The 14399-nt window shown below is 71.0% G+C and carries 13 protein-coding genes; 5 read left to right on the forward strand and 8 right to left on the reverse strand.

Going from position 1 to position 14399, the window contains the following annotated elements; all coding sequences use genetic code 11:
• Positions 1–4: 4 nt before the first annotated feature.
• Complete coding sequence (locus ACYVD5_RS20170; RefSeq protein ID WP_461002653.1) at positions 5–535, reverse strand: RICIN domain-containing protein; 531 nt, start codon at positions 533–535, stop codon at positions 5–7.
• A gap of 518 nt (positions 536–1053) precedes the next feature.
• Positions 1054–1950 carry a helix-turn-helix transcriptional regulator gene (locus tag ACYVD5_RS20175; protein WP_461002654.1) on the reverse strand — a complete coding sequence of 299 codons (897 nt, stop codon included), beginning with the start codon at positions 1948–1950 and terminating at the stop codon, positions 1054–1056.
• Between the two features lie 133 nt (positions 1951–2083).
• Here ACYVD5_RS20175 and ACYVD5_RS20180 point away from each other — a divergent pair, with 133 nt between their 5' ends.
• On the forward strand, positions 2084–3571 hold the full coding sequence (locus ACYVD5_RS20180) for an aldehyde dehydrogenase family protein (RefSeq protein WP_461002655.1): 1488 nt from the start codon (positions 2084–2086) through the stop codon (positions 3569–3571).
• Positions 3572–3580: 9 nt separating this feature from the next.
• Here ACYVD5_RS20180 and ACYVD5_RS20185 read toward each other — a convergent pair whose 3' ends face one another.
• From ACYVD5_RS20185 to ACYVD5_RS20200, 4 genes are all read right to left on the reverse strand, one after another.
• A complete protein-coding gene (locus tag ACYVD5_RS20185; protein WP_461002656.1) occupies positions 3581–4225 on the reverse strand; it encodes a response regulator in 645 nt (214 codons plus the stop codon).
• A complete protein-coding gene (locus ACYVD5_RS20190) occupies positions 4216–5481 on the reverse strand; it encodes a sensor histidine kinase (RefSeq protein ID WP_461002657.1) in 1266 nt (421 codons plus the stop codon). Before ACYVD5_RS20190 ends, ACYVD5_RS20185 begins: the two co-directional genes overlap by 10 nt.
• Before the next feature lie 148 nt (positions 5482–5629).
• Positions 5630–6595: a DUF368 domain-containing protein gene (locus tag ACYVD5_RS20195; protein WP_461002658.1), complete on the reverse strand. Its 966-nt coding sequence runs from the start codon at positions 6593–6595 to the stop codon at positions 5630–5632.
• A 400-nt stretch (positions 6596–6995) separates the two neighbouring features.
• Positions 6996–7739 carry a helix-turn-helix domain-containing protein gene (locus ACYVD5_RS20200; RefSeq protein ID WP_461002659.1) on the reverse strand — a complete coding sequence of 248 codons (744 nt, stop codon included), beginning with the start codon at positions 7737–7739 and terminating at the stop codon, positions 6996–6998.
• 245 nt (positions 7740–7984) lie between these two features.
• Between ACYVD5_RS20200 and ACYVD5_RS20205 the strand changes: the two genes are divergently transcribed.
• On the forward strand, positions 7985–8662 hold the full coding sequence (locus tag ACYVD5_RS20205) for a hypothetical protein (protein ID WP_461002660.1): 678 nt from the start codon (positions 7985–7987) through the stop codon (positions 8660–8662).
• Positions 8663–8690: 28 nt separating this feature from the next.
• Here ACYVD5_RS20205 and ACYVD5_RS20210 read toward each other — a convergent pair whose 3' ends face one another.
• Complete coding sequence (locus ACYVD5_RS20210; protein WP_461002661.1) at positions 8691–9308, reverse strand: stage II sporulation protein M; 618 nt, start codon at positions 9306–9308, stop codon at positions 8691–8693.
• Positions 9309–9604: 296 nt separating this feature from the next.
• Here ACYVD5_RS20210 and ACYVD5_RS20215 point away from each other — a divergent pair, with 296 nt between their 5' ends.
• The 3 genes from ACYVD5_RS20215 to ACYVD5_RS20225 all read left to right on the forward strand — a co-directional run bounded on the left by ACYVD5_RS20215 (position 9605) and on the right by ACYVD5_RS20225 (position 13739).
• Complete coding sequence (locus ACYVD5_RS20215) at positions 9605–10522, forward strand: CPBP family glutamic-type intramembrane protease (protein WP_461002662.1); 918 nt, start codon at positions 9605–9607, stop codon at positions 10520–10522.
• A 254-nt stretch (positions 10523–10776) separates the two neighbouring features.
• Positions 10777–11907 (forward strand): methyltransferase domain-containing protein, encoded by a 1131-nt coding sequence (locus ACYVD5_RS20220; protein WP_461002663.1) that lies wholly within the window; start codon positions 10777–10779, stop codon positions 11905–11907.
• A 479-nt stretch (positions 11908–12386) separates the two neighbouring features.
• Positions 12387–13739, forward strand: coding sequence for a fatty acid desaturase family protein (locus ACYVD5_RS20225; protein WP_461002666.1), 1353 nt, complete (start codon positions 12387–12389; stop codon positions 13737–13739).
• A 251-nt stretch (positions 13740–13990) separates the two neighbouring features.
• On the opposite strand, the gene ACYVD5_RS20230 is transcribed toward ACYVD5_RS20225, so the two are convergent.
• Entirely contained in the window at positions 13991–14173 is a 183-nt protein-coding gene (locus ACYVD5_RS20230; RefSeq protein ID WP_461002664.1) for a DUF397 domain-containing protein, read from the reverse strand.
• Between the last annotated feature and the right edge of the window lie 226 nt (positions 14174–14399).

A 14399-nucleotide genomic window follows, 5' to 3' on the forward strand; every position in this document is an offset into this window, starting at 1 on the left:
CGCCCTACTGCATGGTCTTCCAGACCTGGGTGTCGTCGCCTTCCGCCAGGTCGCGGATTGCCAGTTGCTTTTTGAAGCCCTCGAAGGAGAGCAGTTCCCCGTCGTAGGCGGCGTTTTCGTAGGTGTGCCGCTGGGGGGTGCCGGACTTGTGCCACTTCTGGGCGGCGTTCTCCTCCGGGGCGCAGGTGAGCAGTACGACCGCGCCGTTGGACCCGGTGGGAGTGACGCACATTTCCACGCCCGCGTCCCTGCTCTGCTTGCCGCGGATGGTGACGGTGCCGCCGGCCGCCTCTTCGATGTACCAGCGCTGGTTCGCCTGGTCGGTGGATTTGACGGAATAGGCGAGCACAGGGGTGTTGTCAACGGTTCCGTAGTGGCTGGCGTCGATGGCCTGCGGGCCGTTGGCCGATTCGGCGACGTTTACGATGCGGACCGAGCCGTCGGCGGCCGGGTCCGCCTGAGCGGGAGCCGGGTTGAACGCCACCAGGCCGATGCCTGCGGCCGCGGCCATCGCGGCCGTATTGCGAATGCGCATTTGCAATTCTCCAGTTCGCAGGGGAGCTTCCGTCTGGATTTGCGGCGACAGAAAAATCTGGGCTTGCAGTGGACGAAAACAGCGTAAGCAGCACCGGATCTCCCGGTGAAGGAGCTGATCCGCCGTCCCGTCCGTTACGTGCCCGCTGGTGGCGACCGGAATTTTCGGCTACCCCTAATTATGGTTAGGGATTTCCTTGAAATGGTGGCGTGTCTTGTCGGGGTAAACGGGCGACTGACTGAATCACGGCCGATCAAGGCCTTTGCCGCTCTTGCCGCAAACGTCGCTCTTCTTGGGCGGGCCCAGCGGTGCGGACGGCCGAGCCGGGCGCCGAAACGGTCGCAAAATCCGCCGATTACCGGTCCTGCCGCGGCCGGTCCGGCGCGGCAGTGCTCGGTGCTGCCAACGGCCGCCCCGGCGCCGCACCAGGAGCGCGCAGCCGACCGGGAGGCCCGTGCCGCCGGGCCGCCGGGCCGCCGCGGGTACGCGCGGCGGCGGGCTCGGGGGCCGGAAGGCCGTCAGGCCGAACCGCCCGCCGGACTCTGCTGCCGCGTGCGCGGCGGGGCCTCGGCGGCCTCCGTGGCCAGCAGGCTGGCCAGCATCTGCAGCCGTTCGGCGTCTGCGGAGCCGGGGACGGCGGTGTAGGCAACCAGAGCCGGACCCGGCCGGCCGGGCAGCGGGTAGGCCTCCCAGTCGAGCGTGATAACCCCGGCCTGGGCGTGGTGGAAACGCTTGCGCCCGCGCGTTTGCTCGCGCACGTCGTGCCGGGCCCACAGCCCGGCAAATTCCGAGCTGCGCACACTCAACTCGCCGACCACTTCGCGGACCCGCGGATGGTCCGGGTCGGTCGCCGCGGCCGCGCGCAGCATGCCGACGTACTCGATTGCGCTGGCCCGCCAGTCCGGGCACACCTGCATGGCGTCGGGGTGCAGGAAGACCGCGCGCAGCATGTTGCGCTCTCCGGGCGCCCAGGTGCCGAGGTCGCCGAACAGGCTTCCGGCCAGCGGGTTCCACGCCAGCACGTCCAGGTGGCTGCTCAGCACCAGTGCCGGCCCGGTCATGGTCTGCACCAGCCGCCGGGTGGTTTCGGGCACCTTTTCGGGCGTGCGCTGCGGGGACTCGGCGGGCCGCCGGGTGGCCTGGCCGAGCAGGTGCAGGTGGCGGGTCTCCTCGTCGTTCAACTCCAGCGCGCCCGCCAGAGCATCGAGCACCCGGTCCGAGGGGCGGACGTCGCGGCCCTGCTCGATCCGCTGGTAGTAGTCGGTGCTGACCCCGGCCAGCATCGCGAGTTCCTCCCGCCGCAGCCCGGCGACCTTGCGTCCGCTGCCGGGCTCCAGGCCGAGGTCGGACGGGCGCACGCGGCTGCGCCGGGTGCGCAGGAACGCGGCGAGCTGCTGCGACGGTGTGTCTGCCATGCCGCCATTCTGCCGCATCCGCCCGGATCCGGGTGGTTCTGCGATTCCCAGGCAGCGTAGAACGCCCCTGTCCCGCCCGGGGGCGGCCAAGCTGGGCGCCGAACAGCGGTTCCACACGCCAGGAGGCATCGTCTTGTCCAGTAATACGTCCACCGGCACATCCGCCGCCCGCCCCCGGCCCGCGCTCCTCGACGCGGGAGTGCTCGGCTTCGCCATCGACGGGCAATGGCGGCAGCCGCAATCACCGGAAACCTTCGCCACCGTCGACCCCACCACCGAGGAGGTGCTCACCCAACTCGGCGTGGCCGGACCCGCCGAGGTCGACGCCGCGGTACAGGCCGCGCAGCGGGCATTCGAGGGGTGGGCCGCGGTCTCCCCGCAGGCCAGGGCCCGGATCCTGCGGCAGATCGCCGACGTGGTCGAGGCCCACCGCGAGGAACTCGCCGCGCTGGACTCGCTCGACATGGGAGCGCCGTCGGCGCTGGCGGGCTTCATGGTCGACCACGCGGTGGAGGTCTACCGGCACTATGCGGGCTGGCCGACCAAGCTCACCGGGCACACCACCGCCGCAGGCCCCGGGCAACTCCACTACACGCTGCGCCGGCCGATCGGCGTGGTCGGGGCCATCATCGCCTGGAACGGCCCGGTGCTGCAGACCTCGTGGAAGCTGGCACCGGCGCTGGCCGCGGGCAACACCGTGGTTCTCAAGCCGTCCGAGCACGCTTCGCTGAGCGCCCTGCGGCTGGCGCAACTGCTCGCCGAGACCGACCTGCCGGCGGGCGTGGTCAACGTGATCACGGGAGTCGGCGCAAGCACCGGCGATGCACTGATCGGCCACCCCGGCGTGGACAAGATCTCGTTCACCGGGTCGGGGCCGGTGGGCAAGCACATCCTGCGCACCTCGGCCGACACGCTCAAGCGGGTCACGCTGGAGCTGGGCGGCAAGTCCCCGCTCATCGTGTTCCCCGACGCCGACCTGAACGCGGCCGCCGCCGGCGCCGCCGCCGGATTCTGCGCCGGTTCCGGCCAAGGATGCGTCGCCGGCACCCGCATCCTCGTGCACCGCGATATCCGCGACGAGTTCGGCGAGCTGCTGCGCCGGGCGATGGCGGAGTACGTGCCGGGCGACCCGTTCGACCCGGCGACCACGATGGGACCGCTGGCCTTCCGCGCGCACCTGGACCGCGTCACCGGCTACTTCGACATTGCGCGCGCCGAAGGGGCGGTGGTCGCCACCGGCGGGCAGCGCCTGGACCGGCCCGGCCTGTTCGTCGCGCCGACGCTGCTGGAGGGGGTGCGCAACGATATGCGCGTGGCCCAGGAGGAGATCTTCGGCCCGGTCGCGGCGCTGATGGACTTCACCGATACCGCGGAGGCCGTGCGGCTGGCCAACGACACCAGGTACGGACTGGCGGCCTCGGTGTGGACCCGGGACCTGTCCACCGCGCACCGGATGACCGCCGCGCTGCGGGCGGGCACGGTCTGGGTGAACAGCTGGGGTGAGATGGCGCCCGGCACCGCCCCGTTCGGCGGGTACAAGGAGTCGGGTCTCGGCCGTGAGCACGGGCCCGACGCGCTACTGGCCTACACCGAGACCACGACCGCCATGATCGAACTCTGACGGCCGCCGTCACGAACCGAGGTAGCGCAGGATCGCCAGGACGCGGCGGCTGTAGCCGGCGGTGTCGCCGAGGTCCAGTTTGTCGCCGATGGCGTTGATGTGCTTCTCAACGGCGCTCTGCGAGACGTGCAGGTGCCGGGCGATCGCGGCGTTGGTGTGCCCCTGTGCCATGAGGCGCAGCACATCGCGTTCGCGGGCGGTCAACTCGCGCAGCGGGTCGGTGTGCCGGACCGGCGCCATGAGCTGGCGGACGACCTCGGGATCGAGCGCGGTCGCCCCGGCCGCGACGCGTGTGAGCGCGTCGAGGAAGTCGTCCACGTGCACCACGCGGTCCTTGAGCACGTAGCCGACCCCTTCGGCGCGCTCCGCCAGCAGTTCGGCGGCGTAGCGGGTCTCGACGTACTGCGACAGGACGAGGACCCCGACCCGGGGCCAGCGGCGCCGCACTTCCAGCGCCGCCTTCAGACCGTCGTCGGTGTGCGTGGGCGGCATGCGGACGTCGGCGATGACGACATCGGGAACGTCGCGCTCCACAGCGGGCACCAGGTCGCCGGCATCGCCGACAGCGGCGGCGACCTCGTGGCCTTCGTCGGCCAGCAGGCGCAGCAACCCGTCCCGCAGCAGCGTCGAATCCTCGGCGACGGTCACTCGCACGGCAGCTCCACGATCAGTGCGGTCGGTCCGCCCGGCGGGCTGTCGAGACGGAAACGCCCGTCCAGGGCGGCCACCCGGCGGGCGAGGCCCGACAGGCCGGTGCCCGCGGGGTCGGCGCCGCCGGCGCCGTCGTCGCGGGCCCGCATCACCACCTGGCCGCCGTGCCGGGTGATCTCGACGGTAACGCAGTCGGCACCGGAGTGTTTGGCGGCGTTGGTGATCGCCTCGCAGGCGACGAAGTAGAGCGCGACCTCCACCTGGTGGCCGAGCCGCTCCGGCAGGGTGCAGGTCAGCCGCACCGGGAGGCCGGAACGCTGCGCGACCAGGGTGAGGGCCTTCTCCAGTCCCGCATGGTCCAGCGCCGAGGGGTACACGCGCCAGGCGACCTCGCGGAGTTCGGCGACGGCGCGCTGGGTCGACTCGTGCGCCTGGCCGAGCAGTTCGGCGACCTTCGCGGTGTCGGTTCCGCCGCTGCGGCGCGCCCGGCCCAGCAGCATGCCGAGCGCGACGAGCCGCTGCTGCAGCCCGTCGTGCAGGTCCCGCTCGATGCGCTGGCGCTCGGCGTCGACGGCGGCGATGATGCCGGCGCGGCTCTCGGTCAGCTCGCTGACCCGCTGCTCCAGCCGCTCCCGGGCGCTGGGCGCCAGCAGGGCCCGGGCAAGATGGCGCTCCAACGCCAGCGCGCTGGCCATGGCCTGCAGGTCCAGCATCAGCAGGGCGACTCCGATGACCACCTGCATCAGGAACTCGGCGGGCCCCATGTTGCCGGTGGCCGCGGACCGCAGCGCGATGGAGGCCAGGACGACACCGATGGCGAGCAGCGCCAGCGCCAACGCGCCGAGTGCGGCAGGCAGCAGGCGCGCCGCAAGGTAGCCGAGTACCCGGCCGGAGCCGGGCCGGCCGGGTACTCGGGGTGCCGGGCGCCGGCCGGGGGCGAAGGGCAGGCGGCCCCTGCACAGCGCCAGGCGCCAGGCGCAGGCGCGGACCAGGGCGCCGACCGGCCGCCTGGCCGGCGGCAGCACCGCGGCGGCGACCGCGCCCAGCCCGGCGGCGGCCAGCAACGCCAGGCCCAGTCCCGCCCATACCGCCTCCACGGCCGTATCGGCGGGCAGGCGCACCCAGCGCAGCAGCGCGCGGCCGACGGCCCGTGCGGAGCCTTCCTCCGGCTCGGCGGGGGCGCTGCCGCCGATACCGGCCCCTTCGCCCGGCGCGGCCGCCGCCGGGTCCGCCCCGGGCCGGTGTACGTGGATCGCCATCCGGCCTGCTCCCTTCCGCGCGAGCCGTGGATCATGTCGCGCGCCGGCTCGGCTGCCTGCTATCGCCCGCCTGTTACCGCCTGCCGCCCGCCCCGCCCGTGCTCCGGGGCCCGCGGACCGCTGCTGCGGCCGGGCCCTGGGAGCCCGATCAGGTCGGCGAGTTCTGCCGGTGGGTGCGGCCGGACTCGCCGGATCCGGTGTCCTGGCCGCCGGAGGGCTGGAAGAACCGCTCGGCCAGCAGGATGGCGACCACGAGGACGAAACCGGCGGCCATCAGCGCCAGGGTCGGGACCACGTCCGTGGTGGGTGCCAGCAGCGAACGGTCGGCCTCGTCGGCCCAGGGCTGCCACGGCCACAGCGCCCGCAGGGCACCGGCCATGACACCGGTGATGACCACCAGCGTGATCTTGCGGTGGTGCTCCAGCAGCCACTGCAGCAGCTTCACGAACAGGGCCAGTCCGATGACGGCTCCCACGGCGAAGGTGCCGAGGTAGCCGAGATCGCGGTCGTTCACAGCGGTGAGCGTGGGTTCGTACAGGCCGAACGCCTGCAGCGTGAACGCTCCGGACACCCCGGGCAGCACCAGTGCGGAGATGGCCAGCGACGCGGCGCCCGCCACGGCCACCGGGCTGGGGGTGGCCTCGGTGGCAGGCAGGCCGGTAAGCAGGAACGCCGCCACGGCGGCCACCGCGGCCACCAGGTAGTGCCAGGGGCGCCAGCCGCGTCCGGAGTGGGAGTAGGGGACCCACAGCGAGGCGAGCACCAGTCCGAAGAACACCGCGGAGGACTGCTGCTGGTACTCGGTCACCACCGGCTCCAGCAGCTTGGCCGCGATGACCACCGCCAGGACCATGCCGATCAGCACGGCGAACACCACCGCCCAGTGGGCCTTGCGGAACTCGTGGCCGGCGCGGGCCATCCCCCGGCGGCGGGCCAGGTCCGGCACGGCGAGCGTGAGGCCGGTGAGCACATGTCCGGCCGAGGTGATCAGCCGCTCGTAGACACCGGTAATCAGGGCGATCGTGCCGCCGCTGACTCCCGGGATGACTTCGGCGGTACCTATCAGGGCGCCGCGCACCCCGTTAAGGAGATGGGTACCGATTGATGTGGGCATGGGTTACGCAACCTCTGTTTCATCGTCGCTGCCCCCGCTCCGGGCCGGCCTCCGCCGGCACACAGGCGGCCGGCAACGCGCAGGACCGGGCTGGCGCAAGAGGCGGAGGAAGCAAGGGGGTCGGGTCATCGCGGCCAAGGCCGCGCTGGAGCAGCCTTGCCGTCCCGCAGAGACTACGGAGCCCGGCGCGTTCGATCCAATGGGGATGGCCCCCGTGAAGCGCCCGGATCCCGCAAACCGCACCTGCGGAAAACCGCAGTGCGGTGTGCGGGGCCACCAGCGGCCCCGCACACCGGCACGCCGCGGCATGTCCTGGGGCGGCGGCCAAGTTCCGGCGGGATGGCCGGCGGTGTTGCGCGCGGCCGGTCAGCCGGCCGGTCAGGCGGTCCGTTCACCGGGCTCAGTCGGCAGGGGTGTCGGCCGGGGCGCCGCCGTTGTGGCCGAGAATGTCGTTCACGCGCTGCAGGACGCGGTGCTGTGCCGGGGTGTAGAGCTCCGCCACCGCCTGCGCCAGCACGGTCTGGGCGCGCTTGGTACCCAGCGGCGAATGCGCCGTCGGATCCACCGTCCACGGATACTTCTCACGCTGTGCGCGGATCACCGGCGCCATCCGTTCGGCGAGACGCTCGATCGCCGCATCGTCGGCATCGGCGGGCAGGCTATCGAACTCGTCGGCGGTTTCGTCGCCTTCGGCCAGCAGCCGGCGGAACTCCGCCATGGTCTCGTCGCTGAAGACCGTGGAGTAGAGCGTCAGCAGCGACCGCTGGGTCTCGGTGAAGGTCCCGGACTCGGGGGCGAAGCCGGGCGGCACCTCGGGCAGCGCGCGGTGGCGCAGGATCACGGCCAGTTCCGCACGTATCCGGGTGAGCCGTTCGATCGTCGCCTCAAGCTCGGAATCGAGCGCGCGGATCGCCTCGTCGGGCTCCTCGTCGGCCCGCCCCATGGCCGCGATCTGCGCCAGGGGCACCCCCAGATCACGCAACCTCTTGATCTGCAAGAGCCGGACCAGGTGCGTCGCCCCGTACTGCTTGTACCCGTTCGAGGCGCGTGCGGGCACCTGGAGCAACCCGATCTCGTGGTAGTGCCGGACGGTCTTCACCGTCGTGTCCGCGAGTTCGGCGAGCTGCCGAGTGCTCCACGCCATTTCCGCCTCCTCGTCCGCCGTCGGCCCGTGCCCGCGGTCCACGTGCCCGGAGCCAGTCCACACCATGCCCCAAGGGCACACTCAAGCGGCGCCCCAGCGTATTCGCGGTACGCGGTGCCGGCCCGGCGTGCCCGGGGGTTTCCGCGGGTTGACCCTGCCCCAAGGGCAGCCTCTGTACTGGCGGCGGCGCCGGCCGTGCGGGCCGGCCGTGAACGGCATACCTCTCTGATCGGCAGGAAAGCAGCATGGTCAAGAAGCTCAGGCGGCGTTGGCAACTCGGCAAGGTCAGGCCCGGCGACGGGAGCGCACTCGCCGAGTACCGAATCTGGCAGTTGTTCTCCCGATCGCTCTTCTTCCTCGATATCGCGGAGCCATCGGGAGACAGGCACGTCTTCGCGGCCGATATCCGGATCCTCACCAGCCCGAAATCCGGCAAGGAGCACGATGACGCGGTCGGAAAAAGCCCTGCCGCACTGTATCGGGACGGTGCCCAGGTCTACCGCTCCAACCTTCCGGCGACGTTCCCGGTCCCCGGCGGCGTCATCGAGGTGGCCGCCACCGACTTCGGGCTGAAGCGCATGCGCTACGTCTCCGACGACGGCGCCGAGCACGCGCTGCGTCCGCACCCGCGTTCCCAGGAAGGGCTGCGGGCGCGGATGAGTGAGCGGTTTCCGCGGTTGAGCGCCGCGATCGGCGCTGCGTCCGTCGTCGTCCTGGTGGCGGCGCTCGCCGTCGCCCTGCCTACGGGCTTGGAGGCGCTGACCGGGATCCCGCCCGTCGCGGAGCGCGTCGGCACGTTCACCTCTCCGGTCCACCTGCCCGTTTGGGCGGACGCCGCTCTGGGCGTCGCGGCCTTCTGCGCCGGTCTGGAACGCGCCACGAGGCTGCAATACCACTGGCTGATCGACTCCGCCGCGTCCTGACCGGCGCCGTCCCGCCGACGCGCGGCTATCAACCGTTGACCAGCGGGGGCACCAGGTAGATGATCTCGAATGCTTCGTAGACCGCGCCGATGATGAACAGCGCCGCCGCCGGCAGGCACACCCAGCCCGCCTGCTGCAGCCCGCGGACGTATCCCTGGCGGCGGTTGGCGGCGCCGGCGGTCTTGGGGCGCAGCCAGGACCGCCCGATGAGGTAAGCCGCCAACATGACCAGGACATAGGCCTGGAACTCGATGAGGAGCGTCAGGGAGTGCGGGATCAGTGTCAAGGCCGTGGTCTCGTCATGCGGGGCAAGGGTCGTCCCGAAGGTGAACGCCTTGTAGGCGTAGGCGGCGATGCCGGCGAAGGGCACGACCATCGACGGCAGCAGGATCATCGGAACGGCGACCGTGAACGTGTTGACGGCCAGGATGGTCAGGCTGAACAGCCATACATTGCTCAGCAGCGACACGATCAGGTCCGCCGTCCCGTCCTCTTCCATGGAAGCGACCTGGGTGTCGGTCAGGTCGGGAAAGACCAGCGCCGCCCCCAGACCGACCAGGAACATGCCGTAGGCGATCGCGTTCATGGCGAGATAGGGGCCGAGGTTGGCGCGGATGATCTGGAAGGGTTTGCGCAGGAATCGCATGTGTCGTTACTCCATGGCCAGGGCGAATGAGAGCCGCCGAGAAGTGGCGGCGGAACCGCTGAACCGTGCCTTGCAGCGGCTCGCCACTACTCCAGGCCATGCCCTTGGGGCAGGGTCAAGCGCCCGGCGCGAATAAGATCCCCAAGCCCCGGCGACCCGGACAACCGGGCCAGTGCGGCCTGTCCGGTGACCCATTCGGGCGGTGGGGGATCCCCCAGGGGGTCTCCCCGGTTGTTCCCTGGACACCGGCCGGCGGTATGGACGCGGCCGCACGGGCGGCCGCACGGTATTGAGCCATGAGCCCCGAGCCCGCCGCCCCCATGCGGCCTCCACTCCCCGCACTTCCCTACGCACCCGCCGGCCGCCTCGCACCGTGGGCGCCGCGCTTTCTGGGCGTGTTCGCAGCCGTCCAGACGGCGATCACGGTGGCCCTGTGTGCGCCCGTCTGGATGGGGGCCATGTCCTCGGACGTGCTGAACACGGTCACTCCGCTGGTGATGTGGCTGCCCGCGCTCGTCCTCGCCGCCGTGCACCTCGGCTTCGGGCGGCCCGTGCCCTTCGTGCAATGGGCGGCGCTGGGGATCGGGCCCGCCGGCCGCACGTTCGCCGTCATCGGGCTGCTGCTGGCGGTGATGGTGCTGATCCCGGCGCTGACGATCGCGGCGGCCGCGCTGCTGGGCCTGGTGGACTTCGCGCCGTCCGAGGGGGCCGCAGTGACGGCGCTGATGGTGGCGCCGATGATCGTGGTCATGATGGTGACCACGCTCGGCGAGGAGACCGCCTGGCGCGGCTACCTGCAGACCACGCTCGCACCGCTGGGGTTCTGGCGCTCGACGCTGGCGATCGGCGCGTACTGGTCGCTGTGGCACCTTCCGGTTTCGGCCGCCTACTGGCTGGACGGCGCAATGGACGGCCGCGAGGTGCTCGTCACCAGCGTGAACCTGCTGCTGAGCGCGATCGCGCTGTCCGCCGTCCGCTACTTGTCGCACTCGGTGTGGCCCGCCGTCGCCGGCCACGCAATGCTCAACACCGTGCTCGTGTTCGCATACTCCAACCTGATCACCCCGACCGCGGAACTTGCCGACGGCCCCTACTGGGGCTACGCCCTGGTGACCTGGGCCGTATGGGGCCTGGCGATCCTTGCCCTGGTGCGCATGGTCGCCCGCAGGCCCGCCCGATCCGAGCCGGGTTCCGGGGCGGCATTCCTGAAGTAATCGCCGAATTCAGTGCTTAATCCAGGGGTTTCTGGATTTCCACACGATCATCGGCGTCCCCGGGGCGCGCTGTCCGGATCCGGTCAACTCTCTGTAATGGCCGGTGGTCAACGGGTTACGTTTATTGGGATTCCGAGATCTTAAGGAGGCGTATTGGCCCGCCACGAAAGTCCTCCCCAGCCCCGGCCGAAACCGCCGCCGCCCCCGCCGCCGCCGAGTCCTGATGGCGACGCCCCGCCCGGGCGGCATGAGAAGTGACTCCTGAGCTGGAGCAGCTGCTTCTGGAGTCGGGCAGGATGAGCCCCGCGTGGCGCGGCGCGTTCCGCGCCGTGCCGCGCGCGGACTTTCTCCCGGACGTTATCTGGCCCTTCACCGGGGAGGAGAACACTCCCGTCGACCGCCGCAGTGATCCCGAGGTGTGGGCGCGGTGGGCCGAGGAGAATGTGCCGATCACCGTCCAGCACGACGACGGCGCCGATTCGGGCCCTGGCGTCTACACCTCCAGCTCATCAATGCCCAACATCGTCGCGGCGATGCTGGGCGACCTCGGGGCCGAACCGGGCATGCGGGTGCTGGAGGTCGGCACCGGAACGGGGTGGAACGCCGCGCTGCTCAGCCGTCGGCTGGGGGAGCGGGCGGTGACCACCGTCGAGGTCGACCCGGTGCTGGCCGGTCAAGCCCGGGCCCGGCTGCAGGCTGCAGGCTTCGCACCCGCGGTCGTGGTCGGCGACGGTCTCCACGGGCACCCGCCGAGCGCCCCTTACGACCGCATCATCGCCACCATGGGGGTGCGGTCGATCCCGCCCGCCTGGATCGCCCAGACACGGCCGGGCGGGGTGATCGTCGTCCCGTGGGGCACCGGCTACAGCCGCCAAGACGCCATAGCCCGGCTCGTCATCGACTCGGACGGCGCGGTGGCCGCCGGCCGGTTCACCCGACCGGCCGAGTTCATGAAGGCCCGTGCCCACCGGCAGAGCTGGCCTGTGCACGACGACTACGTCACCGCCGCCGCCTGGCCCGGCGCCGTCAGCACCGCCGACCTCGCCCTGGGGCGGGTGTTCGATCCCGCCTACGGTGGCACCGGCCTGCTGCTGGGCCTGGTGGTGGACGCCTGCACGCACACGGTGCACGAGGGCACCGCCTGGTTGTACGGGCTGACCGACCGCTCGTGGGCGGCGGCCACTGCCGAACACGGCCGGCTGCGGGTCCACCAGTCCGGGCCGCGCCGGCTGTGGGACGAGGTCGAGGCCGCCTACCGGTGGTGGGTGGCGCAAGGGAGCCCCGGTGTTGAGCGGTTCGGGCTGACCGCGACGGCCGGTGGGCGTCACCAGGTGTGGCTGGAAGAGCCGGACCACATAGTGGGCTTCGGGTCCCTGAACCGCTGAGACGGTCGGCGGTCCCGATTGCACCCGTCCGTGCCGGCTGCTGGCCGCCCGCTGGTGTGCCTCCGCCGACGGGCCTGGTCCGCGCATCCGCGTGGGGCCCGGCGCACTGATGATCACGCAGAAATGCCCAGTTTTTAAAGCTGAGACCGGCGTTTCTTCATGATCATCGCCAGCCCCACCCCACGGGGCCCATCCGTTGACGCTCAACCAACGAAGCTGCGCCCGGCCCGCCTGATCGGGCGGCGGACGACACCGGGGAACATCTCTGCCTGCAGGTATGTTGCAAAGAGCAGGTATACGGCTGAATTTTCCGAGTGCAGACACTCCTGCGGGCACCTTCGCGGTGCTCTACTTTCCCAGGCGCTCCTGGATCGGCGGAGGTTCCGGACAAGCCGAGACCGCGCGACCGCGCGGCCCATCGCACACACTCCCCCTCAACCAGGAGAAGTAACTGCATGCCCTATGGAACCGTGAAATGGATGGATCGCTCCGGGGGAACCGGCGGGATCGCCCCCGATGACCACACGGCCGAGATCCCCGTCCACTCCGGCTACACCGTCTCCGGCTATACCGGAGGCGACGACCAAACCGATCTTTTGCTCGAACCCGGCCAACGGGTGGCCTACCGCCTGAGCGGCGGTCCGGGCGCCCGGAGGGCCGAGGACGTCCGTGCGCTGCAGGCCGACGGCGCCGCTCCGGTACTCGTGGGAGCAGGCGCCGAGACCGCAGCCGCAGCGGGCCCGGCCGCCGAAACCCCGGCCGCGGATGCCGCCGGCACCGGTCCCGGCGGCGGCGCCGCGGGTGCGGCGCGGCCCGAGCGCAGAGGCAGCGACTTCGCAGTGCTGTCGCGCGAGGTCAAGGCCGCCGGGCTGCTGAAACGGCGGCCGTACTCCTACGCGGTGCGGATCGGGGTGAACCTGGCCCTGCTCGCAGGCGGGTGGGCCGCGTTCGCACTGATCGGCCCCTCGTGGTGGCAGCTACTCGTCGCCGCGTTCCTCGGGGTGGTCTTCACCCAAAGCGCGTTCGTCGGGCACGACGCCGGCCACCAGCAGATCTCCGGCTCCAAACGCATCAATGACCTCATCGGCCGGCTGCATGGCAACCTGCTGGTGGGGATCAGCTACGGCTGGTGGGTCTCCAAGCACAACCGCCACCACGCCCACCCCAACCAGGTCGACCGCGACCCCGACATCGGCGGCAGCGCGATCGCGTTCACCGAGGAGCAGTCCCGCGCCCGCACCGGCGCAGGCGTATGGCTGGCGCGCAGCCAGGCCTGGTTGTTCTTTCCCATGCTGCTGCTGGAAGGGCTCAACCTGCACGCCTCCGGAGTCCGGGCGCTGTTCGACGGCACCGTCAAGCCGCGCAGTGCCAAGCTCAGCGAGGCGGCGATGCTGCTCGTGCACGGCGGCGTCTACTTCGGAGCCCTGTTCATCGTGCTCACCCCGCTGCAGGCCCTGTGCTTCATCGCGGTGCACCAAGGCGTGTTCGGCCTGTACATGGGCTGCTCCTTCGCGCCGAACCACAAGGGCATGCCGATCTTCGCCAAGGGCGACAAGATCGACTTCCTGCGCCGCCAGGTCCTGACCTCGCGCAACATCCGCGGCGGTCGGTTCACCGACCTCGCCCTAGGCGGGCTGAACTACCAGGTCGAGCACCACCTGTTCCCGTCGATGCCCCGCCACTTGCTGAGCCGGGTCCAGCCCTTTGTACGCGACTTCTGCGCCCGGCACGGCATCGCTTACTACGAGACCAGCCTGGTCGACTCCTACGTCCAAGTGCTCCGCCACCTGCACACCGTCGGCGGCGGGCTGCGCCCCGAACTGGAGTACTGATCGCGCCGCGGCGGCGGACGAGGTACCAGAGCCGGCCGAACCGGCCACCCGGCCCCGCCGCTCGCACCTGATCCCCGTTGCAGCACCGCGCGCCATCGGGACCGCGCCCATTGCGGGCCGGTCCCGGTGGCGCGTTCTTGTGCCTCCCGGGGGAGTGGAGCCAACCCGCGGGCTCTGACCACCGGCCCGGGCACAGCAAAACCCCCGCAGCCGCAGGCCACAGGGGTATATGTGTGAGGGGAACGGGAGGGTTACAGCTCCGCCGACTTCACCGCCGCTAGGAACGCCGCCCACTCAGTGGGCGACATAGTGAGGGAACCGGCCTCGCGGTTCTGAGCGTCCCGGACGTCGACGAACTCAGACTCCCGGACCTCTACGCAGTTGGAGCCGTTAGGGGAGTAGCTAGAGGTGCGCCAGTCGCTATGTGCGTTCATAGTCCTATCTCACACCTTCTTGCCAGTCGGTGCGTTCACGGCTTGCCAGTGCCTTGCCTTCGTGTCGAAGACTTGAGCGACCGATGACCCGCGATGACGGAACGTGCGAAGCTGGACGCGCATATCCGACACGGCATCACGAGCGCGAGCCGAGTTCACCCCTGCTAGATCGTTGATGGGAGTTTCCCGAACCGGCTGCGGGCATGGCGAAGGGCGCCGAAGATCA

This window comes from Streptomonospora sediminis, from assembly GCF_054778995.1.